At 71.6% G+C, this 26,985-nt stretch carries 25 protein-coding genes; 18 read left to right on the forward strand and 7 right to left on the reverse strand.

Going from position 1 to position 26,985, the window contains the following annotated elements:
* The first annotated feature begins 4 nt into the window (after positions 1-4).
* Positions 5-553 carry a DUF4245 domain-containing protein gene (locus AAH991_RS17870; protein ID WP_346226973.1) on the forward strand — a complete coding sequence of 183 codons (549 nt, stop codon included), beginning with the start codon at positions 5-7 and terminating at the stop codon, positions 551-553.
* Here AAH991_RS17870 and AAH991_RS17875 read toward each other — a convergent pair.
* The gene (locus AAH991_RS17875; protein WP_346226974.1) at positions 542-1,447 is read right to left on the reverse strand and encodes a LysR family transcriptional regulator; all 906 of its coding nucleotides are present in this window, start codon (positions 1,445-1,447) and stop codon (positions 542-544) included. The two genes, AAH991_RS17870 and AAH991_RS17875, sit on opposite strands and share 12 nt — an antisense overlap.
* 74 nt (positions 1,448-1,521) lie before the next feature.
* On the opposite strand from AAH991_RS17875, the gene AAH991_RS17880 reads away from it, so the two are divergent.
* Positions 1,522-1,911 carry a RidA family protein gene (locus tag AAH991_RS17880; RefSeq protein WP_346226975.1) on the forward strand — a complete coding sequence of 130 codons (390 nt, stop codon included), beginning with the start codon at positions 1,522-1,524 and terminating at the stop codon, positions 1,909-1,911.
* Positions 1,912-1,940: 29 nt separating this feature from the next.
* On the opposite strand, the gene AAH991_RS17885 is transcribed toward AAH991_RS17880, so the two are convergent.
* Positions 1,941-2,747, reverse strand: a complete 807-nt coding sequence (locus AAH991_RS17885; RefSeq protein ID WP_346226976.1) for a TetR/AcrR family transcriptional regulator — start codon at positions 2,745-2,747, stop codon at positions 1,941-1,943.
* A gap of 151 nt (positions 2,748-2,898) precedes the next feature.
* On the opposite strand from AAH991_RS17885, the gene AAH991_RS17890 reads away from it, so the two are divergent.
* A complete protein-coding gene (locus tag AAH991_RS17890) occupies positions 2,899-3,243 on the forward strand; it encodes an FAD-dependent oxidoreductase (protein ID WP_346227022.1) in 345 nt (114 codons plus the stop codon).
* 71 nt (positions 3,244-3,314) lie between these two features.
* Here the strand turns inward: AAH991_RS17890 and AAH991_RS17895 are convergent, their stop codons facing one another.
* Positions 3,315-3,572, reverse strand: a complete 258-nt coding sequence (locus AAH991_RS17895) for an exodeoxyribonuclease VII small subunit (protein ID WP_346226977.1) — start codon at positions 3,570-3,572, stop codon at positions 3,315-3,317.
* A 133-nt stretch (positions 3,573-3,705) separates the two neighbouring features.
* On the opposite strand from AAH991_RS17895, the gene asnB reads away from it, so the two are divergent.
* A complete protein-coding gene (gene asnB / locus AAH991_RS17900) occupies positions 3,706-5,547 on the forward strand; it encodes an asparagine synthase (glutamine-hydrolyzing) (protein WP_346226978.1) in 1,842 nt (613 codons plus the stop codon).
* Between the two features lie 24 nt (positions 5,548-5,571).
* Here asnB and xseA read toward each other — a convergent pair whose 3' ends face one another.
* The gene (gene xseA, locus AAH991_RS17905; protein ID WP_346226979.1) at positions 5,572-6,777 is read right to left on the reverse strand and encodes an exodeoxyribonuclease VII large subunit; all 1,206 of its coding nucleotides are present in this window, start codon (positions 6,775-6,777) and stop codon (positions 5,572-5,574) included.
* A gap of 125 nt (positions 6,778-6,902) precedes the next feature.
* Positions 6,903-8,027 (reverse strand): DUF8129 domain-containing protein, encoded by a 1,125-nt coding sequence (locus tag AAH991_RS17910; protein WP_346226980.1) that lies wholly within the window; start codon positions 8,025-8,027, stop codon positions 6,903-6,905.
* Positions 8,028-8,143: 116 nt separating this feature from the next.
* On the opposite strand from AAH991_RS17910, the gene AAH991_RS17915 reads away from it, so the two are divergent.
* Positions 8,144-9,109, forward strand: a complete 966-nt coding sequence (locus AAH991_RS17915; RefSeq protein WP_346226981.1) for a 4-hydroxy-3-methylbut-2-enyl diphosphate reductase — start codon at positions 8,144-8,146, stop codon at positions 9,107-9,109.
* A 10-nt stretch (positions 9,110-9,119) separates the two neighbouring features.
* Here the strand turns inward: AAH991_RS17915 and AAH991_RS17920 are convergent, their stop codons facing one another.
* Both AAH991_RS17920 and AAH991_RS17925 read right to left on the reverse strand, forming a co-directional pair.
* Complete coding sequence (locus AAH991_RS17920) at positions 9,120-9,608, reverse strand: DUF6542 domain-containing protein (RefSeq protein ID WP_346226982.1); 489 nt, start codon at positions 9,606-9,608, stop codon at positions 9,120-9,122.
* Between the two features lie 10 nt (positions 9,609-9,618).
* On the reverse strand, positions 9,619-10,941 hold the full coding sequence (locus AAH991_RS17925) for a DNA recombination protein RmuC (protein ID WP_346226983.1): 1,323 nt from the start codon (positions 10,939-10,941) through the stop codon (positions 9,619-9,621).
* A 100-nt stretch (positions 10,942-11,041) separates the two neighbouring features.
* Here AAH991_RS17925 and ychF point away from each other — a divergent pair, with 100 nt between their 5' ends.
* The 13 genes from ychF (at position 11,042) to AAH991_RS17990 (ending at position 26,883) form a co-directional block, all read left to right on the forward strand.
* Complete coding sequence (ychF, locus tag AAH991_RS17930) at positions 11,042-12,130, forward strand: redox-regulated ATPase YchF (RefSeq protein WP_346226984.1); 1,089 nt, start codon at positions 11,042-11,044, stop codon at positions 12,128-12,130.
* A 45-nt stretch (positions 12,131-12,175) separates the two neighbouring features.
* Complete coding sequence (locus tag AAH991_RS17935; protein ID WP_346226985.1) at positions 12,176-12,559, forward strand: VOC family protein; 384 nt, start codon at positions 12,176-12,178, stop codon at positions 12,557-12,559.
* Between the two features lie 141 nt (positions 12,560-12,700).
* Entirely contained in the window at positions 12,701-13,147 is a 447-nt protein-coding gene (locus AAH991_RS17940) for an RNA polymerase sigma factor (RefSeq protein ID WP_346227023.1), read from the forward strand.
* Positions 13,140-14,063 carry a hypothetical protein gene (locus AAH991_RS17945; RefSeq protein ID WP_346226986.1) on the forward strand — a complete coding sequence of 308 codons (924 nt, stop codon included), beginning with the start codon at positions 13,140-13,142 and terminating at the stop codon, positions 14,061-14,063. Before AAH991_RS17940 ends, AAH991_RS17945 begins: the two co-directional genes overlap by 8 nt.
* Positions 14,064-14,495: 432 nt before the next feature.
* A complete protein-coding gene (locus AAH991_RS17950; RefSeq protein WP_346226987.1) occupies positions 14,496-15,338 on the forward strand; it encodes a hypothetical protein in 843 nt (280 codons plus the stop codon).
* A 362-nt stretch (positions 15,339-15,700) separates the two neighbouring features.
* Positions 15,701-16,711, forward strand: a complete 1,011-nt coding sequence (locus tag AAH991_RS17955; protein ID WP_346226988.1) for a conjugal transfer protein — start codon at positions 15,701-15,703, stop codon at positions 16,709-16,711.
* 50 nt (positions 16,712-16,761) lie between these two features.
* Positions 16,762-17,049: a hypothetical protein gene (locus AAH991_RS17960; RefSeq protein ID WP_346226989.1), complete on the forward strand. Its 288-nt coding sequence runs from the start codon at positions 16,762-16,764 to the stop codon at positions 17,047-17,049.
* A 22-nt stretch (positions 17,050-17,071) separates the two neighbouring features.
* A complete protein-coding gene (locus AAH991_RS17965; RefSeq protein ID WP_346226990.1) occupies positions 17,072-19,789 on the forward strand; it encodes a TcpE family conjugal transfer membrane protein in 2,718 nt (905 codons plus the stop codon).
* A 30-nt stretch (positions 19,790-19,819) separates the two neighbouring features.
* On the forward strand, positions 19,820-22,297 hold the full coding sequence (locus tag AAH991_RS17970) for an ATP-binding protein (RefSeq protein WP_346226991.1): 2,478 nt from the start codon (positions 19,820-19,822) through the stop codon (positions 22,295-22,297).
* A complete protein-coding gene (locus AAH991_RS17975) occupies positions 22,294-24,732 on the forward strand; it encodes a type IV secretion system protein (RefSeq protein WP_346226992.1) in 2,439 nt (812 codons plus the stop codon). The genes AAH991_RS17970 and AAH991_RS17975 overlap by 4 nt, the downstream gene beginning before the upstream one ends.
* The gene (locus tag AAH991_RS17980) at positions 24,732-25,370 is read left to right on the forward strand and encodes a hypothetical protein (RefSeq protein ID WP_346226993.1); all 639 of its coding nucleotides are present in this window, start codon (positions 24,732-24,734) and stop codon (positions 25,368-25,370) included. Before AAH991_RS17975 ends, AAH991_RS17980 begins: the two co-directional genes overlap by 1 nt.
* A complete protein-coding gene (locus AAH991_RS17985) occupies positions 25,367-26,488 on the forward strand; it encodes a C40 family peptidase (protein WP_346226994.1) in 1,122 nt (373 codons plus the stop codon). The genes AAH991_RS17980 and AAH991_RS17985 overlap by 4 nt, the downstream gene beginning before the upstream one ends.
* Positions 26,485-26,883 carry a (deoxy)nucleoside triphosphate pyrophosphohydrolase gene (locus AAH991_RS17990; protein WP_346226995.1) on the forward strand — a complete coding sequence of 133 codons (399 nt, stop codon included), beginning with the start codon at positions 26,485-26,487 and terminating at the stop codon, positions 26,881-26,883. Before AAH991_RS17985 ends, AAH991_RS17990 begins: the two co-directional genes overlap by 4 nt.
* Positions 26,884-26,985: the final 102 nt, after the last annotated feature.

Below are 26,985 nucleotides of genomic sequence, written 5' to 3' on the forward strand. Positions count from 1 at the left end.
TCACGTGGGACGATTCACCCAGGGACTGTACGGTTACGCGTTCGCGCTCTTCGTCTGCCTCGCCGCCGTCGGCGTGTTCCTGCTCATCACGCCGCAGAGCCGCACCGAGCACATCCCCCGGGTGGACTTCTCGATCGACCAGGTCAACGCGGCGCGCACCGCGCCGTACGAGGTCGTCGCCCCGAACCGGGTCCCGGACAACTGGGTGCCCAACAGCTCCTCCCTCACGCAGAAGAACGGCGTCGTGACGTGGCGGCTGGGGTTCGCGACCGCCAAGCGGCAGCACGCCATGCTCGCCCAGAGCGACGAGAGGCCGTCCGCGGACTTCGTCAACCGCATGGCCAACACCGACAAGCCCGGCGGAAGCCGTCAGATCGACGGTGTGACCTGGGAGGAGCGGTTCCGCCAGGACAAGAACCAGCGGACGCTGGTCCGCGTTCTCCCCGACCACGCGGTGGTCGTCACCGGGTCGGCCGACTGGGACGAGCTGACCGCCCTCGCCCGGACCCTCGCCCCCCAGGCCAAACCCTCCACGGCGCCGTCAGCGGGCTGATTCGGGAGCCTGACTGACGACGGCCAGCAGGTTCGCGACCAGCGGGCTCCGGTCGTCCTCGCGCCAGCCGACGGCGACCCGGGTACGCGCGCCGGGCTCGACGCCGCGGAAGGCCACCCCCTTGAGGCGGATCCGCCGGATGCTCGCCGGGGCCAGGCTGACGCCCAGGCCGGCTTCCACGAGGGCGCACACGGTCTGCCATTCCACCGCGCGCTGCGCGACTCGGGGTGTGAAGCCCGCCGCCGCGCACAGGCCGACGATCTGGTCGTGAAGTCCCGGCCCGGCCGCGCGGGGCAGCAGCACGAAGGGCGAGTCCGTCAGCTGCGCGAGCCGTACGGACCGCCGGGCGGCCAGCGGGTGCGCGGACGGCAGCACGGCCACGAAGGGCTCGGTGAGCACCGTCCGGAAGCACAGGTCGGGCTCGTCCGTGGGGGGCTCGCGCAGCAGGCCGACATCGATGGTCCTGTCGCGCAGTGCGGTGATCTGCGGCGCGGTGGTCATTTCGTGGACGTCCAGGCGGACGCCGGGGTAACGCCGCCGGAACGCGCGCAGCAGTCCGGGCAGGATGGTCAGGGCGGTGGAGGCGGCGAAGCCGATCCGCAGGCGGCCGGTCCGGCCGCTGCCGGCGGCCCTGGCGGCGGACAGCCCGTCGGCGAGATCGGCGAGGGCGCGCCGGGCGGCGGGCAGCAGCTCGCGGCCCGCCGCGGTCAGGGCGACACGTCCCGGTTCCCTGGTGAACAGCGCGTGGCCGACCTTGTCCTCCAGACGCCGGATCTGCTGGCTGAGCGGTGGCTGGGCGATGCCCAGGCGGGCGGCCGCGTGGCCGAAGTGCAGTTCCTCGGCGAGCACGACGAAGGCGTGCACCTGCGCCAAGGGGAGTTCGGGGCGCTCCATACGCCCAGTGATATCAGGCGATGCCTGAGGACGTATTAGACGTATCGGCACGCCTCGGCCTAGCGTTGCGGCGCATGACAGAGCGACGCGCGATCCTCGGCGGTTCGACGTTCGAGGAGCAGATCGGCTACGCCCGGGCCGTGGTGGACGGCGACAGGGTGCACGTGTCCGGAACGACCGGTTTCGACTACGCCACGATGACGATCTCCGATGACGTGGTGGAGCAGGCCGAGCAGTGCCTGCGCAACATCGAGGCGGCGCTGTCCGAGGCGGGGTGCACCTTCGCCGACGTCGTGCGGGTGCGTTACCTGCTGCCCGACCGGGCTGACTTCGAGCCGTGCTGGCCGGTCCTGCGCCGCCGGTTCGGGGAGGTACGGCCGGCCGCCACGATGCTGGCGTGCGGCCTGGCCGACCCCCGCATGAAGATCGAGATCGAGGTGGACGCGCGGCGGCGCGGCGTCTGACGACGCCTGCCGTCACGCCGGGCGCATGCTCACGTCCGCGGCATGCAGCCGTGCACGATGACCTCGGCCATGCTGCGCACGACGTCCCTGCTGACGTGCTCCGGTGGTGCGCCGACCAGGGTGAAGAGCGCACCACCGGAGAGCGCGATCAGGGCGGGGATCTTCTCGCGTGGAATCTCGAGGCCGAGTTCGTCGTGGTGCCCCGCCGTGACCAGCGACGCCGTGTCCTGCAGGCCCGCGAGCGCCGAAGCGAGCGCCGGCCGGCGCGCGGCCTCCAGCCGCAGTTCGAAGATCGCCAGGTAGCGGCTGCGAAGTGTGGTCGCGGCTGTGAACAACGACTCCGTCAGCAGGTCGACCAGCGACGCCGGCTGCTTGACGGCCTGATCGGTGCTCGCGTGACGCAGTTCCGCGATGCGCTCCGCGGCGGCCACCAGCAGCGCTTCCCGGCTGCGGAAGTAGTTCGACGCCGTTCCCGGCGGCACGTCCGCCGCTTTCTCCACCGCCCGATCTGTCAGGCCGTGCACCCCCGCTGACGCCAGCAACTCGATGGCGGCATCGGTCAGGGCCCGGCGCCGGGCTCGGCGGAGTTGCGGCGGCGGTGGGCCATGATCGTGGCCGACGGCAGCGGCAGCACGCTGCGCGCGCAGCTGTTCCCCGCCCATCCCGGGCTGCGGCGGACCGGCCGGATGGACCTGCGCGGCATGCTGCCCCGTCCGCTCGGCCTGGACACGGAGCTGCTCGCCAGTCAGCTGGTCGACCGGCGGAGTGGGGCGATGTTCGGCCTGTTCCCCGTCGGCGAGGACCGCCTGTACTGGTTCACCGACTCGGTCCTGCACGGCACGCCGCCCGGAGCGGAGGAGGCGCGCCGGCGGATGCTCTCCCTGATGGCCGACTGGCACCCCCTCGTCACGACGCTGATCGAGGCGACCCCGCCCGCCGCCGTCCACGTCGATCTACGTCGATCCGATCACCCGCCTGGCCGAACCCCTGCCGTCGTTCGCGGCCGGCAGGATCGCGCTCCTCGGCGACGCCGCGCACGCCATGTCGCCCGACCTCGGGCAGGGCGTCAGCCAGGCATTCGAAGACGCGGCGGCGCTGTGTCATCACCTGGGTCACCGCCTGGGCGGCGCCGAGCCGGCGGACGTCGCCGAGCGGCTCCTGCGCTACGACGCCGAGCGCAGGCTCCGTGCCACCCGCATGATGCGGGCGGCGTTCCGGCAGTCACGGCTGACCTCCCGGACCGGCATCGCCGCGTGGCTGCGTGACACGTCGCTGCGCGCGGTGCCGTCCCGGCTGGCCACCCGGCGGCTCGCCGCCCTCTGGAACGCCTGAGCGGGGTCCGGCGGCCGCTGCCGGTCGCGAGCGCGGACAAGGCGGACGCGCCGCACGGCGGAGTCCAGGCGTCAGAAGGGTGCTTCCTCCGGGCCGCTGGACTGGGGCTCCTGGCGCTGCGCCATCGCGGCGGCCAGCTTCGCGCGGGCGCCCTGGAGCCACTCCTCGCAGATCGCGGCCAGCCGCTCTCCCCGCTCCCACAGCTCTATCGACTGCTCCAGCGTGAGCCCGCCGGTCTCCAGCCGGCGGACCACCTCGGTCAGCTCCTCGCGCGCCTGCTCGTACGACGGGGTCTGCTTGTCCGACGGGGTCTGCTTGTCCTCAGCCACGTCCCCACCTTAGAGGCCGGGACCGACACTCCGCGGCCCCTTAGTGCTGTCCGCTTTGGGCATAAAAGAGGTGATTAGTCCGTTATTTAGGTGTACTAACCATCTTCGGGGGCGATGATCGGGGGTCATCCTTATGTGTGGAATCAGTGGCTGGGTGGACTACGGACGCGACCTTCGTCGCGAACGGCAGACCCTGCAGGCCATGACGGACACGATGGCGTGCCGGGGGCCCGACGCCGAGGGGGCGTGGCTCGCTCCGCACGTCGCGTTCGGCCACCGGCGGCTGGCCATCATCGACATCGAGGGCGGGCGCCAGCCCATGACCGCCGGAGCCGAGGGCGAGGTCGTGGCCGCGCTCACCTACAGCGGCGAGGTCTACAACTTCAGGGAGCTGCGCGCCGAGCTCGAACAGCGCGGGCACCGGTTCCGGACGCAGAGCGACACCGAGGTCGTCCTGGAGGCGTACCTCGAATGGGGCGAGGACTTCGTCTCCCGCCTCAACGGCATGTACGCCTTCGCCATCTGGGACGCCCGCCGCGAGGAACTGCTGCTCGTGCGCGACCGGATGGGGATCAAGCCCCTGTACTACTACCCCACCCCCAACGGGGTGCTGTTCGGCTCCGAGCCCAAGGCCATCCTGGCCAACCCGCTCGCCGAGCGGGTGATCGACGCCGACGGCCTGCGCGAGATCCTGGCCTGCGTCAAGACGCCCGAGGCCGCCGTCTTCCGCGGCATGTACGAGGTGCGGCCCGGCCAGGTGGTCAAGCTGCGGCGCGAGGGCCTGAGCAAGCGGCGCTACTGGCGGCTGGAGTCCCGTGAGCACACCGACGACCTGCAGACCACGATCCGGACCGTGCGGGAGCTGCTCGACGACATCGTCGAGCGGCAGCTCATCTCCGACGTGCCGCTGTGCACGCTGCTGTCCGGCGGTCTCGACTCCAGTGCGGTCACCGCGCTCGCGGCCCGCGCACTGGCCGGCAAGGGCGGGGTGCGGTCGTTCTCCGTCGACTTCGCCGGCTACAGCGAGAACTTCCAGGCCGACGACATGCGTGACACGCCCGACACGCCGTACGTCAGGGACGTCGTCCGGCACGTCGGCTCCGACCACTCGGACATCGTGCTGGACTCGGCCGACCTCATGGACCCCGCCGTCCGCGCGGCCGTCCTGCGGGCGAGGGACCTCCCGCTCGGCATCGGTGACATGGACACCTCGCTCTACCTGCTCTTCAAGGCGATCAGGGGGCACTCGACGGTGGCCCTGTCGGGAGAGTCCGCGGACGAGGTCTTCGGCGGATACCGGTGGTTCCACGACCCCCAGGCGGTCAACTCCGGCACCTTCCCGTGGCTCGCCATGCAGGGCCAGACGGGCCTGTCCACCAGGGGCGAGTTCCTGAACGAGGAACTGCTGCGCAAGCTCGACATTCCCGCCTACCGCGCCGACAGTTACCAGCGGGCGCTGGCCGAGGTGCCGCAGGTGCCGGGAGAGACCGGGCTGCAGAAGCGGATGCGGGAGATCAGCTACCTGCACCTGACCCGGTTCGTGCAGATCCTGCTCGACCGCAAGGACCGCATGAGCATGGCCGTGGGCCTGGAGGTCCGGGTGCCGTTCTGCGACCACCGCCTGGTCGAGTACGTCTTCAACGCCCCCTGGTCCATGAAGACCTTCGACGGGCACGAGAAGAGCCTGCTGCGTGCGGCGACCGCCGACGTGCTGCCCCGCTCGGTGGTGGAGCGCCGCAAGGTGCCCTACCCCTCGACGCAGGACCCGGCCTACGAGCGCGCGCTGCGTGCCGAGGTCACCCGCGTGCTGGACGGGGACTCCGCCATCGGCTGCCTGGTCGACGCGGACAGGGTGCGGACGATGCTCGACCAGCCCCTGGGCGCGGTCAGCCTCCAGGGCGCCCGGACCTCGCTGGAGGGCATCCTGCAGATGAACGCCTGGCTCGGGGCCTACGACGTCAGCCTCGCGATCTGACCCGCCCGCGGCTCGCGATCCGGGTCACGCGTCCTGGGCGGTCACCGTCACGCGGTCGTCGGAGAAGCGGACCGTGAGCTCGTCGCCCGGCTTGACGTCCCCGGCCAGGCGGACGACCTCTCCGGAAGGGCGCTGCGCGATGGCGTAACCGCGCTCCAGCGTTGCGGCGGGGGAGAGGGCCACGAGCCTGGCCCTGAGATGTTCCAGCGAGTCGGCCGAGCGGTCCAGGGACGCCGAAAGACAGCGCCTGGACCGCTCGCGCAACGCGTCGACCTGCTCGGCCCGCCGGTCGAGCTCCCGGACGGGGTCGGCGAGCGACGGCCGGGAACGGACGGACTCGAGCCACGACATCTCGCGGTCGACCCAGCCGCGCAGCACCCGGCGGCCCCGGTCCCTGAGCTGGTGGATCAGCGTGAGCTGCTCGCCCACGTCGGGAACCACCTTCTTGGCCGCGTCCGTCGGGGTCGACGCGCGCACGTCGGCCACGAGGTCGAGCAGCGGGCTGTCCTGTTCGTGGCCGATCGCGCTCACCACGGGCGTCCGGCAGGCCGCGACGGCCCGCACCAGCGACTCGTCGGAGAACGGCAGCAGGTCTTCCAGCGAGCCGCCGCCCCTGGCGATGATGATCACGTCGACCTCGGGGTCGGCGTCGAGCTTCCGCAGGGCCTCGGTCACCTCGCCCACGGCGTACTGCCCCTGGACGGCGACCTGCTCCACCTTGAAGCGGACGGCGGGCCAGCGGCGGCGGGAGTTCTCCAGCACGTCGCGCTCGGCCGCCGAGTCCCGCCCGCAGACGAGGCCGACGGTGCCCGGCAGGAACGGCAGCCGTCTCTTCCTGTCGACGTTGAACAGGCCCTCGCCCGCGAGCACCTGACGGAGCCGTTCGAGCCGGGCCAGCAGCTCGCCGATGCCGACCGGGCGGATCTCCAGGGCCGTGAACGCGAACGAGCCCCTGTTGACCCAGAAGTCCGGCTTGACGTTCATCACGACGCGCGCGCCGTCCACGGGGCGGGGCACACTCGCCTCGTAGACGGCCCGCGAACAGGTGATCCGCGCCGAGACGTTGGCCACGGGGTCGCGCAGCGTCAGGAAGACGGTGCCGCCCCGGGCCGTCAGCTCGGTGATCTGCCCCTCGACCCAGACGGTGCCCAGCTTGCCGATCCACTGGGCGACCATCTGCAGCACCGACCTGATCGGCAGGGGCGCCTCCGGGGACGTCTTCGCGCTCAAGTGCCCTCCTCGCCTGACCCGGCCGCGTCACCCGCCGTACGCTCGCCGTTCGCACCTGCAGGCTAGCCGTACCCGCCGACAATCCACCGGCGGCCGGGCGGGCACGGGGCAAGCGAGCCCGGGGATCAGGACTCGGACTGGAGCTTGGACAGCCGGTTCTGGAACATCCGGACCACCTCGGGGCGGTTCAGGTGTGCCTGCTCGTAGTCCAGCAGCGCGTGCACCTGCTCGGCCGACTTGCCGCGCATCCGCGCCCGCAGCGACGCCACGGAGAGGTTCGCGTAGCCCGGCATCGGCTCGGCGGCCTCGATGGGCTCGGCGGCCTCGGTGGGCTGGGCAGGCTCGGTGGGCTGGGCAGGCTCGGCGGCGGCTTCCGCGGAGGGCTGTGCCGCGGTCGCCTCGGCGGGGCTCTCCGGCGCCGGGGAGGCGGCGGCCTTGCGGCGCGTCCTGGTGGCCTTCGGCGCGACGGTGGCCTTCGGCGCTGCGGTGGCCGCGGCCTCGGGGGTCGCATCGGGGGTCTGGGGTGCGGCTTCGGGCGTCTCGGCGGTGGCCTTGCGGCGGGTGCGCGGCTTCTTGGGCGCCTCGACGGGGGCGGCCTCGCCGGTCTCGGCGGTCTCACCGGCTCCGGCAGTCTGGGTGGTTCCGGCGGTCTCGGTGGTTGCGGCGCTCTCGGTGGTTGCGGCGGCCTCGGTGGTTGCGTCCGCGGGTGCGGCGCTTTCCGTGGCTTCGGCCGGCTTCGCGGGCTTGGCGGCGGCCTTGCGGGTGCGCGGCTTCCTGGGGGCGGGGGTCTCGTCCGCGACCTCGGCGGCGACGGGAGGCTCGGCCTCGGCGGACGCCGTCTCGGCCGGGGCGGGCTCCGCCGCCGGTGCCTCCACCGGTGTCTCGGCCGCTGTCTCCGCCGGTGCCTCCGCCGGTGCCTCCACCGGTGTCTTCGCCGCTGTCTCGGCCGCCTTGGGCGTCTCGGCGGTCACCGCGTCGGCCCGCTCGGCCTGCTCGCTCTCCTTGGCCTGCTCGGTCTTGCTCGGACGGGGGGCGTAGATGACGGGCTTGCGGGGCTCGGTCCGTTCCTCGGTGGCCTGCTCGGTCCCGGTGCCGGTCGCGGTGCCGGTCGCGGTGCCGGTCGCGTCGGCGGTCTCGGGACGCTCGCCGTCCTGTGCCTCACCGCCGGCGAAGCGCTGCTTGATCGTGGTCTTGATCTTTTCGCCGACCACGACTGCCTGCCCGACCCCGTTCAGCGCGGTCTGAAGCACTGTTGTTATTGCCTTAAGGACGGACATTTCGGCTCCCGGGGAGATGTGTATCTGGTACACCCAGTCTTGCAAGACCAGGGTCAAGAAGCGGCTCGCGTTCCACATAGCATAGGAACATGGACGTGCAGACCTCAGCGACCCGCCGTGTCCTGGTCGCCAAGCCCCGCGGTTACTGCGCGGGGGTCGACCGCGCGGTGCAGGCGGTGGAACGGGCGCTGGAGCAGTATGGCGCGCCCGTCTACGTACGCAAGCAGATCGTGCACAACACCCACGTCGTGAAGACGCTGGAGGAGCGCGGCGCCGTCTTCGTGGAGGAGACCGAAGAGGTCCCCGAGGGCGCCATCGTCGTCTTCTCCGCCCACGGCGTCGCGCCGGCCGTGCACGAGGAGGCCGCGAGCCGCCGTCTGCGCACCATCGACGCGACGTGCCCGCTGGTGACCAAGGTGCACAACGAGGCCAAGAGGTTCGCGGCCAAGGACTACGACATCCTGCTCATCGGGCACGAGGGGCACGAAGAGGTCGAGGGCACCGCGGGCGAGGCGCCGGAGCACATCCAGCTCGTGGACGGCCTCGACGGCGTCGACGGAGTGTCCGTACGCGACCCGGAGAAGGTGGTCTGGCTCTCCCAGACGACCCTGTCGGTGGACGAGACCACCGAGACGGTCGCGCGGCTGCGGACGCGGTTCCCGAACCTCATCGACCCGCCGAGCGACGACATCTGCTACGCCACCTCCAACCGGCAGACGGCCGTCAAGCGGATCGCCGCCGATTCCGACCTGGTCATCGTCGTCGGCTCGGCCAACTCCTCCAACTCCAAGCGGCTGGTCGAGGTCGCCAAGGACTACGGCGCCGCCGCCGCCCACCTCGTCGACGACGCCTCGTTCGTACGGGACGAGTGGCTGGAGGGCGTGCGCACGGTCGGCCTGACGAGCGGCGCCTCCGTCCCGGAGGAACTGGTGCAGGGCGTGCTCGCCAAGCTGGCCGGCCACGGCTTCACCGACGTCGAGGAGGTCGAGTCGGTGCACGAGAGCATGCGTTTCGCCCTGCCGCACGAGCTCCGCAAGGACCTCCGCGCGATCTGACCCGCCGGGGTCACTCGTCGGCGGCCCTGCCGTACACGCGGGGCTCGAAGTAGCCCTCGGGCTCGGGGTCGAACCCGCGGCCACGGCGGGAGCGGGAGGCCGGCGCCCCGGTGGGCGCCGGCGCGCCGCGCAGGTCCCTGAAGTTGGCGGGCAGGCCGCGGAACCACGCGACCCCCAGGGCCAGCGCGGACCCGAGGAACAGCCACGGCGCGCCGGACGACAGCGTGGTGAACATGCCGAGCCCGAACGTCTTGAGCATCGAACCGGACCCGAGCGCCCGTACGAGTTCCACCAGCAGGGCCGCGGCGAAGAAGACCAGCGGAGGCGTCACCACCAGCGGCAGCAGGTCGCGGGGGCGCACCAGCAGGGCCGCAGCGAGGCAACCGGCCACGAACACGGGTCCGGGCAGGAACGGCATGCCCACCAGAGTGATCACGAAGAGCATGACGATCGCCCCCCGAGCGGTCAGCCGCAGCCCCGCTCGACCGGTGCCTGTCATCGGGCCCCCCTTACGACAAGTCTCGCGTCAATTTACCGTTCTGAGGATGCGGGGGTGGGGGGCTTACCCGCTCTTCACCTTCGAGTTCCGGGATGGCGACCGGACGGGGGACCTCCTCCACCGCCGCGGGGGCGTCGAGCGAGTAGTCCACCAGGCCGAGGTCGTTCATCCTCCGCGCGCTGACCAGGACCCGGCTCTCCAGCGAGCCGACCGTCTGGTTGTACGCGGTGACCGCTCTGGTGAGCGCCTTGCCCAGGCTGTCCACGTGCCGTCCGAGGCCGCCGAGCCGGTCGTACAGTTCCTTGCCGAGATCGAAGACGGCCTTGGCGTTCTCGCTGACGGCGGTCTGCTGCCAGGCGTACTGCGCGGTGCGGAGCATCGTCACGAGCGTCGTGGGAGTGGCGATGTGGACGCGCCTGCGCATGGCGTGCTCCAGCAGCCCCGGATCGCGCTCCAGGGCGGGCGCGAGGAACGCCTCGCCGGGGATGAACAGGACCACGAACTCGGGCGACGGGCTGAACGCCTGCCAGTAGGACTTGGCGGCTAACCGGTCCACGTGCTCGCGCAGGTGCCGCGCGTGGGCGTCCAGCCGCGCGGAGGCGAAGTCGGGATCGGCGGCCTCGGCCGCGTCCAGGTAGGCCGCGAGCGACACCTTGGCGTCCACGATCACGTTCTTGCCGCCGCTGAGCCGTACGACCATGTCGGGCCGGACCACGCCGTCGCGGGTGACGGCGCTCACCTGCTCGTCGAAGTCGCAGAAGCGGGCCATCCCCGCGATCTCCGCCACCCGGCGCAGTTGCAGCTCGCCCCAGCGTCCCCGCGCCTCCGGCCGCTGCAGCGCCCGCACCAGCGCGTCCGTCTGCGCCTTGAGCCGCTCGGAGCTCTGCCGTACGAACTCCATCTGCTTGCTCAGCTCGGCGCGGGCGGCGCGGGCGCCCGACTCGCTCTCCCTGAGCTGGCTCTCCACCTTGGCGAGGGTTTCCCGCAGCGGCGCGACCAGGTTCTCGACCGCCTGCCTGCGCTGGTCGAGATCGCCCGCGGCCTCGGCCCTCGTGGTGTTGAGCCGGTTCTCCGCGAGTTCGAGGAAGCGCAGGTTGGCCACGTCGAGGGCATGCGCGGAGATGGCCTGGAACCGCTCGGTGAGCTGGTTCTCCATGTAGGCCACCTTGTCCTCGGCCGCCCGCGTCCTCGCCTCGGCCTCGGCCACCCTGGCGGCCTCCTGGGCGGCGCGGCCCGCGGTCCGTGCCGCGGCCAGCGCGAGGCCGATCACGAGCCCCACGGCGAGTCCCAGTACGAGTGCCACGACATCCACGGTCTGGATGATTTCAGGCATTGGCGTGCCAAACAGGGAGGCGCGCCTGGGAGTGGGCCGAGTCGAAGCATGGGGCCGTCGATGTCCGGCGCACCCACCGAGACCCCTAAACTCGGGGTACGTGAGCCTGAGCATCGGCATCGTCGGCCTGCCCAACGTCGGCAAGTCCACGCTTTTCAACGCCCTGACCAAGAGCGCGAACGCCCTGGCGGCCAACTATCCGTTCGCCACCATCGAGCCGAACGTGGGCATCGTCGGCGTGCCGGACTCTCGTCTGGACAAGCTGGCGGAGATCTACGGTTCCGCGCGCATCCTCCCCGCCAAGGTCGAGTTCGTCGACATCGCGGGCCTGGTGAAGGGGGCCTCGGAGGGGCAGGGCAGGGGCAACCAGTTCCTCGCCAACATCCGCGAGACCGACGCGATCTGCCAGGTCATCCGGGTCTTCTCCGACCCCGACGTCACCCACGTGGACGGTGAGGTGGCGCCGGAGCGCGACATCGAGACGATCAACACCGAGCTGATCCTCGCCGACCTGCAGACGATCGAGAAGGCGCTGCCCCGCCTGCAGAAGGAAGCACGCACCAACAAGGACCGCAAGGTCCTCCTGGAGGCCGCCGAGGCCGCGGCGAAGCTGCTCGACACCGGCACCACCCTGTACGCCGGGGCCAAGGCGGCCGGGATCGACCTCGCCGACCTGCGCGAGCTCCACCTCCTCACGGCCAAGCCGTTCCTGTACGTCTTCAACCTCGACGCCGACGAGCTGACCGACGCCGACCTGCGAGCCAAGCTCTCCGGGATCGTGGCGCCGGCGGAGGCCGTGTTCCTCGACGCCAAGATCGAGTCCGAGCTGGTCGAGCTGCCCGACGACGAGGCGCTGGAACTGCTGCAGTCGGTCGGCCAGGAGGAGTCGGGCCTCGCCCAGCTCGCCCGGGTCGGCTTCGAGACGCTGGGCCTGCAGACGTACCTGACCGCCGGGCCCAAGGAGGCCCGCGCCTGGACGATCCGCAAGGGCGCCACCGCTCCCGAGGCCGCCGGGGTCATCCACACCGACTTCCAGCGCGGCTTCATCAAGGCCGAGGTCATCTCGTTCGACGACCTGGTGGAGGCGGGCTCCATGACCGCCGCCCGGGCCGCGGGCAAGGCCAGGATCGAGGGCAAGGACTACGTGATGCGCGACGGCGACGTCGTCGAGTTCCGCTTCAACGTCTGATCCGGGAGAGATCGACTTCCGGGTTGTCTACGTACACTGTCGGGCATGGCATGCCGCATCAGTGAGCTGGTCATCGACGCCGCCGACCCCGAGCGGCTCGCCGAGTTCTGGAGCAAGGTCCTCGGCTATGTCGAACTCGGCAGGGAGGACGACGGGAGCATCGAGATCGGGCCGCCCGACGCCGGCTTCGGCGGCCCGCAGCCCACTCTCATCCTCAGCCCCAGCAGCGACCCGCGGGCCGGGAAGCTCCGGCTGCACATCGACGTCAATCCCACCGACCGCGACCAGGACGCCGAGCTGGAGCGGCTGCTCGCTCTGGGCGCCAGGCCCGCCGACGTCGGCCAGACCGGCACCGAGAGCTGGCACGTCCTGGCCGACCCGGAAGGCAACGAGTTCTGCCTCCTGAGTGCCCGGCTCCGGCCCCTCTGAGGCCCCGGGCGACCGTTCCGGCGGCGCATGAGCCGTCACCCTTCACTCCGCTGCGAAGAAGCGGTGTGACCATTTCCGCCCCGATCGCGTCTGGTCTGGTGTGACAGACACGAGAACGCGGGGGGCATCATCATCGAGGAGCTGTACCGCGAGCACTGGGCGCTCGTGTGCGGGTTCCTGTTGCGCCGCACCCGCGACCCGCACCTCGCGGAGGATCTGGCTCAGGAGACCTTCGTCAAGGCGACGAGGGCGCTGCTCGGCTGGCGCGGCGAGAACGCGGCCGCATGGCTGCTCACCATCGCCCGCAACGTCCTGGTCGACCACGTCCGGCGCCACCGCCGCGAACTGGACCTGCCCCGCCCCGACGAGCTCGGCGTGCCCCCGCTGCACATCGAGTCGCTGGCCGTGCGCGACGTCCTGGAGCGGCTGCCCGAGGAACAGCGCAGGCTGCTCACCTTGGTCTACTTCGACGGCTTCTCCCTGGTCGAGGTGGCCGCGATGACCGGCAGGAAGCACACCACTGTCAAGACGGCCGTGTGGCGGGCCAGGGCCGCCTTCGCCGATCAGTACGGAGTTCCCCATGACTGACGACGACCTGTTGCCGCCCATGCCCGACTTCGATCCCAAGGCGACCCGACGGGCCGTCCGGCGGGGTGTCGCCCGCACCGCGCTCACGGTGCTGGCGGCACTGCTCGCCCTCGTCCTGGCGGCGACGGTGGGCTCCGGCCTGGTCCAGCGGCGCGGCGACCGGGAACTGCGCATGACCGACGTGCTGGGCACCGCCTTCAAGATCTACAACCCGGCGTACGACATCGAAGTCCGGAGCTGGGGTGCCACCACACCGCTGTCGATGTCGTTCACCGTGGCCGCCAGGCCGATGCGGGCCATCGGGGGCTTCGTCGAGGGGTACGGCGGGGCCGAGCATGTCGTCACCCAGGACTTCTTCGGCCACGTGGGCAGGCTGCCGCTCGGGACCTACGCCGGCACCACGCTGAGCAGGGCGTTGATGAACGTGGGGACGACCCTCCAGCGCAAGGAGGACGGCCGCAAGGTGCTGGCCAGACTTCCGGAGGAGCTCAACGCGCTGGCGGTGGTCGAGTTCGCCAGGCCGCTCACCCCCGACGAGCTGGTCGCCTTCACCGCCGGACACAAGTCGTATGCCGAGAAGGTGGTTCTCGAGCGGCGTCCCGGATCGATACCCATCACCTGGGGAGGGATGACGATGTGGGACAGGGCGCCGATGACGGGAGCCGACGATGAGCCGATCAAGTCGGACTTCGGGAACTTCCGCCGCTGGGTCGGCATCCTCGAGGACCACGACGACGACAACCTGCACGACTTCGACCTGAGCCTGGCCCGGCTGCGCAAAGCCGCGAACGACGGCCTGGCCTACGCCTACGTGGACTCGATGTCGACGATCGCGCAGCTACGGAAGATCATCGAGGATCCGCAGGTCCGCACGGTCCGCCTGGCGGACGTCACCTACGATCTCGAACGGCCCTGAGACGGCCCGGTCGCGCAAAGCCGCGGTCACGGTGGCGGGGACCCGCCATCGGGCGTGAGCGACGGGCTCGCCGTCCTCCGGGTGCCGGATTCCGGCGACGATCAGGGGCGGACAATCTCAGACCGCTCTGCCGTATAAGAAGCCGCAAACCGCCCTGGGGCATCACCTGCCGCAGCCCTCCCTCCGGTCAGATCCTCCATGGCCTGCGGAAACGCTTGGCCCAACTGCCCTAGACGCATTCGGGAGGCTCGTTGAAGCATCGAGATGAGGCCGTTTGGGTGCGAAGTCGCCTGTGAATTCTCCCTTTTCGCGACAAATTTCGTCGGTGCCGTAATCCGGCGCGGGCGGAAGGGAGACGGCCGAATTCGGGCACCGGGAAAAGCCCAGGTGGCCTGACCTGCCGAGGCCCCGATCGGGCCCAAGGAGGGGACCATGCATCGGAAATCCAGACAGCTCGCTCTCGCGGCGATTGTCGCCTCGACCTTCACGGCCGGCGGAATCGCGCTGCTCGGCGGCACCGCCTCCGCGGCCACCGGCGCCCCGCAGGCGGGTGAGCCCGGCGGCTCGGTGCGGGCGACGTCGTACACCATCAGCGAGCCGCTGCTGGCGACGGAGTCCGCGTCCGGGGCCAGGACGATCTCGGCTCCGCTGTTCAGCGCGCCGCTGATCACGGAGAGCGCGTCGGCCTTCGCTCCGGGGGAGCTCCCGGCGACCAGCCTGGTATCCCAGGCGCCGCAGCTCACCGTCTCCATGCCGCAGATGTCCCTCGCGGCGCTGCCGCGAACCGTCTCGGTCACGGTACGCGAGCAGTTCCCGGCGCAGTGGTCCGCACGGCAGTACAGCGGTTCCAGCCTCCACAGCTCGTCATGGCGCAGCGAGTCGCTGGGCGGCGCGAGCCTGCGCAGCGAGGCGTTCCCGTCCGCGTCGATGGAGCAGATGGCGGAGGAGGCCCGGCAGAGCATCAGGGACGAGGCGAGCAGCGCCAGGCAGCAGATCATGCAGGAGGCGACGAACGCGCAGCAGCGCATCGAGCAGATGTCCCTGCACGCGCAACAGCAGCTGTCGGAGACGCAGTCGCAGTCGTCGGCGAGCCAGTCGCAGAGCTCCTCCTCGCTGCCGCAGAGCGCTCCGGAAAGCGCTCCGGAAAGCGCTCTGGGAAGCGCCCCGGAGAGCCTCCCGCCCACGATCACGGGTCCGGAGAGCGCGCCGCCGGCGGGCATCCCGGAGACCTCGATCGAGTCGTCCTCCTCGTCCTCCTCGGAGGCGTGCCAGTAGGGCGAAGGCTCGGTTCACGACCCGACGGCCCCGCTCGGCGCGGGGCCGTCGGCTGTCCGGGGGCGGAGGTGTGGTCGGTTTCGATATGCCTGCGAGCTGCGAAGACAGCAATAGGTGGCGGTTAGGTAATCGATGCCCCGGCTGGCCAGGCGTAACGTGCTTTTCCGCGGAGTGGATAGGCGTGGGGCGCCTCGACGGGATGTGGACCCGGTTTGCTCGGTCGCGGCGATGCTTGCACCATGGGCGTGGCTTACCTGGAAGAATTGGCGAGACCGCTAGGGTGAATACTTCAATGCGGTTAACCGGATCGAGAGCAAGAGGAAACCGCGCCAGCCGGAGGGATCGGCGCGAGCGGAGGCGTGATGGCTCGCAGGTCAGACGTCCAGCAGGATCCGCGGATCGCTGGCGACCCTGACCCGTACCCACTGGAAGGCTTCGATCCCGCGAGCGGCGCGCGCGCCGCGGCCCCCCGCCGCAGAGGCTGGAGCGGCGGCGGAGGACGCTGGCTCGTCTGGACCGGGCGGGTCATCCTCTGGGCACTGATCGTCGTCATCGTGGTCAACGGCGTCCGTGCGGTGTTCGAGCGCTCCCTGCAGGACGACGCCGCCCCCTCGACGCCGGCCGGGACGGCCACCTCCGGGTTCCCGGCGACGCAGGCGGCGGCCTTCGCCAACCAGTTCGCGGCGGTCTATCTCAACTACGACGCGGCCAACCCCCAGCAGCGCGCGGAACGGCTGAAGTCGTTCCTGCCGGAGGGCGCGGACGACCAGTTCGGCTGGAACGGCTACGGGCGCATGTCGGCCGGGGCCTTCCAGTTCGCCGGGATCGAGGTCGTCGACGAGCACAACGCCCGGGTGACCGTGACGTACCAGTCCGGGGGCAGCCGTGGGCTGCTGTCCGTGCCGGTCTACTACGACAACGGCAGGTTCGTCGTCGCCGCTCAGCCGGCCCTGCTGCCCGCGCCGGGGCCGGCGGGTCTGCCGCAGCTCCCGGATCCCGACCGCGACTCCGCCACCGAAGCCGAACTACGTCCCCAGCTCGAAGGCTTCTTCAAGGCGTACGCCGCGGGCAACCAGGTCGACCTGCAGCGGTACGTCGCGAGCGGGGTGACCGTCAACGGGTTCGGCGGCGAGTTCACCCTCGCCGAGCTGAAGGACGTCGTGGTCCCGCCGGGCGGCACCGACAGCAGGAAGGTCACTGCGGTGGTCGTGTGGGCGGTGGCGTCCGGCGAGCAGGCGGCACCGGCGAGCCCGTCGCAGGACCCGGCGGCGCAGCCCGCCGGTCTCGAGCAGGCCTATGAGTTGACGATCGAAAAGCAGGGCGGCAAGTGGTTCGTCAGGGACATCCAGGGTGCGAACCGGTCCGTGGGGTAGCGCATGCCCGGCAAAGACATCGCTGATCCACACCCCCGGGAGGGCGAGAGTTGATACTGAAGACCATCGCGGACCACGTCCTTGATCTGGCCGCGCCGTCGCCGGCGCCGACGACGGGCATCAACACCGAAGGTCTCGCCGACTTCCTCCGGAAGTTCTTCGCCCCGCTCTTCCTCGCGGTCGTCTCCGTAGTGGCGCTCTTCTTCCTCTTCACCCGCGAGATCACCAGGTTCGTCCAGTTCATCATCCTGGCGATCGCGATCGGCGTGATCTTCTACGTTCCCAACATCATCGAGGTGACGGCGAAGGCGATCGCGGGCGCACTTGGCATCAAGTGACCGGGCGGAGAGGAGGTTCGGGGTGGATCTGCCCACATATACGAATATTTGGCGCATCGAGAAGCGGCTGTACAAGCTGTACGACCTACGGCTGCCGATGCCGCTTCCGGTCGTCTGGATCGGTGTGTTCGTGGGTGTCTCCGTGCCGTGGTGGGTCTTCCTCTACCTGATCGGCCTGCCTTTCGCGGCCCCGTGGCACGTCATCTACCTGGTTCCCCCCGGCGTGCTCACCTGGCTGTCCACCCGTCCCGTGATCGAGAACAAGCGTCTCACCGAGCTGCTCCAGTCGCAGCTCCGCTACATGAGCGAGCCCCGGACCTGGTGCCGGATGGCCCCGTTCGACGAGCCGGACGAGATCGCCCTCACGGCGCGCGTCTGGCGGACCACGCCGCCGGCCATGCCGGCGAAGGGCGGGGCGGCGAACGGCAGGGCGGCCCGCAAGGCGCGCCGCGGTATCTCGGTCAAGGTGCCGATCGCGGAGGTCCCCGGGACCGGCGCACGGCCGGCCTCGAAGGCCGCCGCACGTGCGGGCGCGCGTCAGGTGGACCCCTCGCGTGTCGTACGCCCGGCGGTGGCGGCCGCCGCGGCCGCCGCCGCACCGGTCGTGGCCGACACCCCGGCCCCCATCCCGGCCACCACCGCCCGCGCCGGCGGTGAGCGCGTCTACCACCTCTCGGAGCCGGCCGCACTTCCCGTACGCGAGGAGGCGCGGGGCGGCCACCTCACCGGTCCGGATCGTGGGCGCGAGCAGCGGCACGAGAGCCACGAGGACCGGCACGAGGATCACCACGAGGATCACCACGAGGGCCAGGAGCGGCCACCCGCCTCTCCGGCCGCCTCGCACACCGCTCCCGCCGAGGCTGCGGACGCGCCCGCCGTCCCGCCCATCGGTACAGAGGCGCTGCGCCGCCTGCGCAGGCTCGCCGCTTCGGCCGAACCCCGCGCCGTGAGGCACTCCGGTGTGACCCCCTTCGCCGAGACGCCCCTGCGGCCCGTCGAGCAGGCGCCGGAGCAGGCGCCGGCGGCTGAGACGCCGGCAGCGCAGACACCGGTGGAGGAGGCATCGAAGGAGGCGCCGTCCGCGCCCCGGGAGCCCGCAGACGGCGAGCGGGACGCCGAGGCGCTCGAGCAGCATCGCAAGGGCCGGCCGCCGCGGCTCGTGCGCCCCAGGGTGCCGGGAGACGCCTGGGGCGAGACGCCCCGGACCGCCTCGCCGGAGCCGGAGCGGACGCCACCGGCGGCGGACGAGGCGCCAGCGGCCACGGGATACGCGGAGACGGCAGACGCGGAGACGGCAGACGCGGAGACGGCAGACGCGGAGACGGACGAGCCCGCGACGGCCGCTCCCACCGCGACGGACACAGCGGCGGACGCAGCGACGGACACACCGGCAGACACAGCGGTAGAGACAGCGACGGACACCGCGACGGACACACCGGCAGACACAGCGGTAGAGACAGCGACGGACACAGCGACGGACACAGTGGCGGGGCCCGCGCCCGATCCGTCCCCGGACACGTCGCCCGAGAGCAGGACGCCTGACGCTCCCGCCGACGCCGGTTCCGTCGCGGACGGCGCGCGGGAGGGGACGCACGCACCGGGGTCCCGGCCGTACGAGAGCGCCGGAGGCGCGTCCCGTGGCGCCCCCCGTGGCGCCGGTGCCCGCACCCCGGGCGCGGGGGACGTGACGCCTCCCGCGGCCCCCGCCGCGGTGTCGATCCGGGCCGTGCCCGCGGGCCCCCGGGCGGCGGGCCCGGCCGGTCCCGCCCGGCCGTCGCTGCCCGCCCCCGGCAGGACCACCCCCGGCAGGCCGGCGCACGAGGAGCCGCCGCGCCTGCGCCGCGTCGAGGCCGTCGTCGGCCGCGACACCTCGGGCGGCTGGCGGCGCCTGGCACAGGTGGTCGTGGGCGGCAGCCGTACGGACGGCATGGAGGTCGACGAGGCCCGGGCCCGCGTCCCGCTCACCAGCAGCAGCCGGATCATGGTGCTCGGCTGCACGGGCGGCGCCGGGCAGACGACCACGGCGTTAATGCTGGGCCACACGCTGGCCCGCTACCGGGAGGACCGCGTGCTCGCGCTCGACGCGAACACCGGAGAGGACACGCTCACGACGAGGATCGCCGCCGAATCCCCCGAGACGCTGAGCTCGCTCATCGAGAGCTCGGAAGAGGTGACCGGCTATCTCGGCATGCGGGCGTACACGACGCGCTGCGAATCGGGACTGGAGGTCGTCGGAGCGGACACCGACGACCGGGTGACGCAGCGCCTGGCGGATCGCGCGTTCCTGTCCGACTGGCGCAGGACGCTCGCCGCGCTCGACCGGCACTACCGGCTTACCGTGATCGACCCCGCGGCCGCGCTGGCGGCCCGGCTCCTGCCGTACGCCGACCAGCTCGTGCTGGTCGCCCCCGCGAGCGAGGACGCCTCCGAGGCGGTTGCGATGACCTACGAATGGCTCGACGGGCACGGCTGCTCCGACCTGAGGCGCCGCGCCGTAATGGTGATCAACGGCGTGAGCCGCCGCAGCCTCCCCGACGTGGAGCAGGCCGAGGCGGTGGCCAGCGGCCGCTGCCGGGCCATCGTACGGGTGCCGTGGGAGGACGAGCTGGCTCCCGGGCGGCCGGGGCCGGTCGACGTCAATCACCTCCGAATGGGCGGCCGCAGGGCGTACGTTGCGCTTGCGGGTGTGATCGTGAGCGGCCTGGCGACTGTCCAGGCCAAGCAGGAGGTGGCCAGATGAGGGGCGAGCGAGGAAGCTGGTGAGAGGTCGATGAGCAGGGCGCGCAGTCGCCTCGCGGTGCGTTACTTCGACGATCGCGTTCTCCTCACCGACTCGGCGGCCTGGGCGTACTTCCGGCTGCCGACGGTGAGTTACGAGTTCCTCACCCCCGAGGAGCGCGAGGCGCTGGCCACCAACATCACGATCGCGCTGGCCGCGATCAGGATGCAGGACGCCGAGGTGCACCTGCGGATCGCGCACCGGGCCTATCCGGCCGCCGAGTGGGCGATGGCGCTCAACTCGACCTCGGACGAGGGCCCGGGGTGGCGGGAGTACCTGGAGGAGATGTACCGCCACGTCTGGGCGAAGGACTTCTGGAGCAAGGAGATCTATCTCGGCGTACGGCTCGGGCCGCGCGGCGCGCAGCTCGGCACCGGCGTGCTGGCCCAGCTCTTCGGCTTCTACCAGCGCAGCGAGAAGACGCTCGGCATCGAGGACGACCACGTGCCGGACAAGGAGATCGCCCGGTGGACCGAGGCCGCGGAACGGCTCGGCCGGGCCCTCGCCTCCAGCGCGTTGTACGCCCGCCACGCCACCTCCACGGAGATCGCCTGGCTGTACCAGCACGCGGCCGCCGGCGGGCTCGGTGAGCCGCTGCCCTCGGCCACGCCGCGCCGCAGGTGGGGCAAGGGCGAGATCGAGTCGCTGGTGGAGGGGCAGATCCACAACGGCAGGTCGCTGCTGCGCATCGAGCAGCCGGCCGGAGACTCCTGGACCGCGTACCTGTCGTTCGCCCGGTTCCCCGATCTGATGCCGTTCCCCGACGGGGAGCCGTGGCTGCATTTCGCCGACCAGTTGCCGTTCCCGGTGGAGGTCTCCAGCCGGATGCGGCTGATCCCTCCGGTCAGGGCGAGCAAGGACGTGGCGCGCAAGCTGGCCCACGCCCGCGACATGGACATCCACATCCGTGAGGCGGGCGCCGAGGCGCCGCTCGCGCTGGCCGAGCAGATCGACGCCGCCCGCATGCTGGAGCACGGGATCACCAAGGAGCGCCTGCCGTTCGTCTACGGCTGGCACCGGCTCAGCGTCAGCGCGCCGACCGAGGAGATGTGCGTGCAGCGCGTCGAGGCCGTCGTGGAGCACTACCGCGACATCGGCATCGACGTCGTCAACTCCACCGGCGACCAGTTCTCGCTGTTCTGCGAGGCCCTGCCGGGGGAGAAACTGCGGGTCAACGCGTACGCCCAGCGGCAGCCGCTGCGCACGATCGCGGGCGGCATGGCCACCGCGACCGTCGAGCTCGGCGACCGGGTGGACGAGTCGAACGCCGGGTGGATCGGGCCGTACGTCGGGGAGACGCTGGGACGGGCCCGCAGCATCGTGCACTTCGACCCGCTCGTCGCGGCGGCGCGCAATCGCCCGACGGCCATCGCGATCACCGGTGAGCCGGGCGGCGGCAAGACCACGCTCGCGTTGCTGCTGATCTACCAGATGGCGCTGCGCGGCGTCACGATCGCGGTCATCGATCCCAAGGGCGACGCCGAGTCGCTCGTACGACTGCTGCAACGCCGGGGCCGCAAGGCACGGGTCATCCCGCTGGGGTCGGCCGCGCCGGGCCTGCTCGACCCGTTCTCGTTCGGCGACGACATCGCGACGAAGAAGACGATGGCGACAGAGACCCTGCGGCTGCTGCTGCCGAGGATGTCCGAGGAGCGCGAGTCCGCCATGATCCAGGCGGTCGCCGCGGTCTCCAACGAACCCGACCCCTCGCTGGGCAAGGTGGTCGACCACCTGGAGCAGTCGACCGACCCGGCGTCCAAGAACCTGGGGGCCGTGCTCCGGTCGATGTCGGAGATGCACCTGGCCCGGCTGTGCTTCGACGCCTCGGGCGGCGAGCAGATCGACACCGAGGGCTGGACGACCGTGTTCACGCTCGGCGGCCTCACGCTGCCCGACGTGATGACGGCCAGGGACGACTACTCCTACGAACAACGGCTGTCGGTGGCGCTGCTCTACCTGGTGTCGCAGTTCGCGCGCCGTCTGATGAACGGGCTCGACCGGCGTACGCCGAAGGCGATCTTCCTGGACGAGGCGTGGGCGATCACGTCCACGCCCGAGGGCGCCAAGCTCGTGCCCGAGGTCTCCCGGATGGGCCGCTCGCGCAACACGGCGCTCGTCCTGGTCTCGCAGAACGCCGGTGACCTGCTCAACGAGCAGGTGACCAACTGTCTGTCGTCGGTCTTCGCGTTCCGTTCGACCGAACGCGTGGAGGTCGAGCACGTGATGGAGCTCCTCGGCGTGGACCCGTCGGAGGAGCACAAGGCCGTGCTGCGCTCCCTGGGCAACGGGGAGTGCGTCTTCCGGGATCTGGACGGCCGGGCAGGCCGTATCGGGGTGGACCTGATCTCGGAGGAGCTGCTGCGGTGGCTTGACACCAATCCGACACACGACAAACCCAGCGAGAACGTGCATGATCTTCTTGACGGGGGCTCCGGTCGGTCGGGGGTCGCGCAGGAGGTGCGATCGTGAGCGTGCGCAGGAACGATCCCAGGGGTCGCACCAGAGAGGGCGGCAGACGCGGGAGGCGGGTCCGCCGGACCCTGGCCCTGCTGTTCGTCGCCTTCGCGGCGTTCGTGACGCTTCCGCTGGTCTTCCCGTCGGACACGGCGAGCGCCGTCGGGCCATGTGACCTGTCGCCGGCCCTCGCCCCGGAGATCGTGGGCGGCGGCGTCGACGGGCTGGTCCAGCCGCCGGCCGCGGATGTGACCGCGGCCGCCGGTCAGAACGCCGAACAGGCGCCGAAGGAACCGGCGACCAACTACGAGCGGTACGGCATGGCCGGCCAGTTCTGGCACACCTACGACCTGGGGTGCTCCGACGTCACGGCCGTGCTCGGCAACGCCTGGGCCAACACGGTCTTCTCCTGGGCCAAGGCCGTCGACCGGCTGACGATCAGCACCTACCAGGCGGCGGCCACCGAGGGCCCGCTGCAGCCCATCAAGGAAGTCGCCGACAAGATCGTCACCAACCTCGCCGACGCGATGTACTGGCCGTACCTGCGGCCGATCGTCATCCTCGGCGCGATCTGGCTGGCGTGGTACGGCCTGATCCGCAAGCGCGCGACGACGACCACCGAGGGCGTCATCTGGATGGTCCTCGCCGTGACGGTCGCCATCTGGTTCTTCAGCCGCCCGGGCGACTTCACCAACCTCGGCAAGACCGTGACCGACAAGACCGGCGAGATCGTCAACTCGGCGTTCTCGGGACTGCCCGGAGCGGGCGGCGCGTCCTGTCTGCCGATGAACGAGGCCGCGCCGGGCGAGGTGCCGAGCGAGCCCACCGCGGGCGGCTACGGCCGCCAGGGCACGCCCGGCGTGGCGCAGAACGCCGACGCGCTGTGGTCGGTCCTGGTCTGCAAGCCGTGGCTGATGGGCGAGTTCGGCACCGCCGATCCCGACGCCGGTCTCGTCAAGGGCCTGGGCACGAAGGTCCTGAACCTCCAGGCGATCGACGCGAAGGAACAGGCGGCAGGCCAGGTCCCGGCCACCGACGAGCACCAGAAGCGATTCGAGGAGGAAGTCGCCAAGCCGATGCAGAGCACCCCGGCGTACTTCCTCTTCCAGGGCAAGGACTGGACGAGCCGCCTGGGCATCGCCATCGGCGCCTTCATCGCGGCGATGGTCGCCGGACTGCTCATCTTCCTCGTCGCGGTGTCGCTGCTCGTCCTCAAGGTCGGCTTCCTGTTGCTGCTGATGCTCGGGCCGATCTTCCTGCTGATCGGCGTGCATCCGGGGTCGGGCCGCATCATCGCCATGCGCTGGGTGGAGATGCTGATCGGCACCCTGCTGCGCCAGGCCGTGCTGGCCCTGGTGCTCGGGGTCCTCGTGTACGGCTACGCGCTGATCATCTCGACCACCCTGCCCTGGGGCATGCAGATCCTGTTCATGGCGCTGATGACGATCGCGGTCTTCTTCTACAGGCGGCCGTTCCAGCATCTGTTCGCCTCGATGGACGGGCACACGATCACCACCCGGATGCTCGGCGAGGCCACCACCGCGCCGACGCTGTCGCGGGCGGCCAACGCGCTTCCGCCGGTGGCGGCGGCCCGGGCGGGCCGGTGGGGCCTGCGCAAGGCCGAGCCGGTCATCGGCGCGGCCATGATGGCGACCGGCGCGGCCACGGCCGCCGCCGCGGCGGGCGTGGCACAGGGCCGCGTGCGCGGCGAGGAGGGCGCGGGCAACGTCGCCGCCCAGGCGGGAGCACGTGCGGGGGCGCAACCCGCGCCGCTCGACGCCGACGCGCAGGGGGCCGGTCGCCGCAAGGCCGCAGGCGCCGCCGCACGTCCCGGAACGGCCCCGCCGCTCAACCTGTCGGGCGTCCGGCCCGCCTCCCCGGCCCGGTCCGCCGCACAGGCCGCGTCGTCGGCGGCGTCGGCGTCGGCGTCGGCGTCGCCGGGAGGAAGCCCGGCCGCCCCGCCGCAGCGGGTCACCGGCGCGTCCGCCGCGCCCGCCGCGCCGTCCCGCGGCGGTTCGAGCGGCGGTTCGAGCGGCGGCCCTGGTGGCGGTTCGAGTGGTGGCTCGGGTGGCGGCTGGTTCAGCGGCAGGTCGGGCGGCTGGGCCTCCCGGCCGTCGTCCCCGCGTCCGTCCGGCGGCGGCTCGGGCGGGTTCTTCGGCGGCTCGCGCGGCTCGTCCGGCGGCTCGAGCAGGTCCGGTGGGCCGAGCAGGTCGGGCGGCTCCGGTGGCTCGGGCGGCTCGGGTGGTCTGTTCGGCGGTTCGTCCCGGCGCGGTGACGGCGGCCGTTCCCGGCCCGCGCCGCCACGCGACTCCGGATCGTCCTCGAGTCGTCCCCGTTCGGCCGAGCCGCCCCCGCTCTGGCTGCCGAGCAGGGGAGCGGGCACGCGCCGCGACGGCGACGCGCCGACGCCGTTCTGGGCCAAGCCCGCCGACCGCGACTCCGGCGACTGATGAGAAGCCGGAACAGCGATCGGGGCAAGGGCCTGGCCTTCGCGGCGGCCGTCGTGGTGCTCGCCGCCGTCGGCGTCTATCTCACGATGGCCCCGGCGTCCGAGGGCGACGAGCAGCCGCGGGAGCAGTCCGTCGCGGCCACCGCTGTGGCGACGAGGGCCGTCCGGCAGCCCAGCCCGGTGGCCACGACCCCCGGCGCCTTCGACGTCTACGCCTATCTGCCGCTGTCGAGGGAGGAGATCGGCGCGGCGGCCGACCTGGCGCGCCGCTTCACCGAGGCGTACGGGACCTTCTCGGCCGGTGAGGAGCCGGCGGCGCGCGCCGACCGGCTGACGCGGTTCGCGACCGACGAGTTCGGCGGGCAGCTCACCAGGACCGTCACCGACCCCGCGGTGGTGGACCAGAACGAGGCCGGCCAGGTGACCTCGAAGGGGTCGGCGAAGGTCGCGACGATCCGCGACATGACGGCCAACCAGGTGGTGTTCGTCGTCGACTCGGTCCGCCACGTGACGGACAAGGACGGCCAGAAGGACGTGCCCGAGCGGTTCGCCGTGACCGTGGTCAAGGCGGGGACCGACTGGCGGGTGTACGACCTGCAACTGGCCGACGCCGGTCAGGACGGGGACACCTCGCCGTGACCGCCTCGACGCGCGTCGTGCGCAGGCTCGCGTCGGCGGGGCGGGACTGGCGGACGATCGCCGTGGCCCTGGTGGTGATCGTCCCGGCCACGCTGTTCGGCTCGATCATCCTGATGACCCCCAGCCCGTCGATCCTCCTCGGCGGCGGCGCGGCCGAGAACTGCGCCGAGGCGGCCACCGCGGACACGGCGGACGTCTCCCAGACGGCCCAGGGCGACATCCCGCCGGACTACCTGGAGCTCTACAAGAAGTTCGGCAAGCAGATCGGCGTGCAGTGGAACGTCCTGGCGGCCATCGGCAAGCGGGAGACGAACCACGGGCGCTCGACGCTGCCGGGCGTGAGCAGCGGCACCAACTACGCGGGGGCCGCCGGGCCGATGCAGTTCCTCATCAGCACCTGGGGCGGCCAGGCCAAGATGAAGATCGAGCCGGACATCAACGGCTACGCCTCCGACGGCGACGGGGACGGCTACGGCGACGTCTACAACCCGGCGGACGCCATCCTCGGCGCCGCCAAGATGCTCAAGCGCAACGGCGCGCCCGACGACCTCAGAAAGGCGATCTTCGTCTACAACCGGGCCACCTGGTACGTCGACCAGGTGCTGGAGATCGCCAAACGCTACGCGGCGACCGGGGACATCGGCGTGCCGCCCGAGGCCGACCCGGCCTGCGACTCCGGCTACGTCGACAGCGCCACCGACGACGTCGTGCGGGACATCCTCGAGTACGCTCTGGCGCAGCGGGGCAAGCCGTACCGGTGGGGTGGCACGGGCCCGGACGCCTTCGACTGCTCGGGGATCATCTACATGGCCTATCGGAACGCGGGTCTGACCATTCCCCGGACGACCTTCGGCCAGTGGCCCTTCGGCAAGAAGATCGAGGAGGGCGAGGAGCGGCCCGGAGACCTCGTCTTCTTCAACGCCGGTCCGGGCACGTCCGCGGACAATCCCGGGCATGTCGGCATGGTCGTGTCGCCCGGGAAGATGATCGAGGCGCGGTGCACGCTGTGCGGGCCGATCAAGGTCACGACCTACCGCGACCGGCCGAACATCGTGGGCTTCACCCGTCCGCTGGACAACGAGACCGTCGTCGCGCAGCTCAAGCGGGCCGTGACGTGACGCGTCTCGTCGTCGGCGCCGCGATCGTCGGGGACGGCCGCCTCCTGGCCGCCCAGCGCGCCGCGCCCCCCGAGCTGCGCGGCGGCTGGGAGTTCCCCGGCGGGAAGGTCGACCCGGGGGAGGACGAGCGCGCCGCGCTGGTGCGCGAGTGCGCGGAGGAGCTCGGCGTCCGGGTCGTCCTCGGGCGCCGGGTCGGCGGGGACTGGCCCCTGCCCGGCGGCAACCTGATGCACGTGTGGCTCGCCACCGTCGTCACGGGTGTGCCCCGTCCGCTGGAGCACCTCGCGCTGCGGTGGCTGGAGCCGCACGAGTTGTACGACGTCGCCTGGCTCCCGGCCGACCTGCCGGTCGTCGCCGCGATCGAGAAGCTGCTGCCCGGTTCCGCGACCACATAGTCGCCGAATCGTTCGCAAGATCCGGCTTGGCTCCTCCTTTTGCCGAACTACAATCGGTCTTGACTTGGGAGCCGGGCCGACGGGAGGCGAGCGGTGAGCGGA

The sequence above is a fragment of the Microbispora sp. ZYX-F-249 genome, from assembly GCF_039649665.1.
GTDB classification, from domain to species: domain Bacteria; phylum Actinomycetota; class Actinomycetes; order Streptosporangiales; family Streptosporangiaceae; genus Microbispora; species Microbispora maris.

What these genes read in the sequence shown, in the direction of transcription:
- AAH991_RS17935 (WP_346226985.1), top strand. Translation starts at nt 12,176, where the DNA reads ATGGCATGCCGCATCAGTGAGCTGGTCATCGACGCCGCCGACCCCGAG.
- AAH991_RS17950 (WP_346226987.1), top strand. Translation starts at nt 14,496, where the DNA reads ATGCATCGGAAATCCAGACAGCTCGCTCTCGCGGCGATTGTCGCCTCG.
- AAH991_RS17875 (WP_346226974.1), bottom strand. Translation starts at nt 1,447, where the DNA reads ATGGAGCGCCCCGAACTCCCCTTGGCGCAGGTGCACGCCTTCGTCGTG.
- AAH991_RS17955 (WP_346226988.1), top strand. Translation starts at nt 15,701, where the DNA reads ATGGCTCGCAGGTCAGACGTCCAGCAGGATCCGCGGATCGCTGGCGAC.
- AAH991_RS17970 (WP_346226991.1), top strand. Translation starts at nt 19,820, where the DNA reads ATGAGCAGGGCGCGCAGTCGCCTCGCGGTGCGTTACTTCGACGATCGC.
- AAH991_RS17945 (WP_346226986.1), top strand. Translation starts at nt 13,140, where the DNA reads ATGACTGACGACGACCTGTTGCCGCCCATGCCCGACTTCGATCCCAAG.
- AAH991_RS17880 (WP_346226975.1), top strand. Translation starts at nt 1,522, where the DNA reads ATGACAGAGCGACGCGCGATCCTCGGCGGTTCGACGTTCGAGGAGCAG.
- asnB (WP_346226978.1), top strand. Translation starts at nt 3,706, where the DNA reads ATGTGTGGAATCAGTGGCTGGGTGGACTACGGACGCGACCTTCGTCGC.
- AAH991_RS17920 (WP_346226982.1), bottom strand. Translation starts at nt 9,608, where the DNA reads ATGACAGGCACCGGTCGAGCGGGGCTGCGGCTGACCGCTCGGGGGGCG.
- AAH991_RS17915 (WP_346226981.1), top strand. Translation starts at nt 8,144, where the DNA reads ATGGACGTGCAGACCTCAGCGACCCGCCGTGTCCTGGTCGCCAAGCCC.
- AAH991_RS17980 (WP_346226993.1), top strand. Translation starts at nt 24,732, where the DNA reads ATGAGAAGCCGGAACAGCGATCGGGGCAAGGGCCTGGCCTTCGCGGCG.
- AAH991_RS17925 (WP_346226983.1), bottom strand. Translation starts at nt 10,941, where the DNA reads ATGCCTGAAATCATCCAGACCGTGGATGTCGTGGCACTCGTACTGGGA.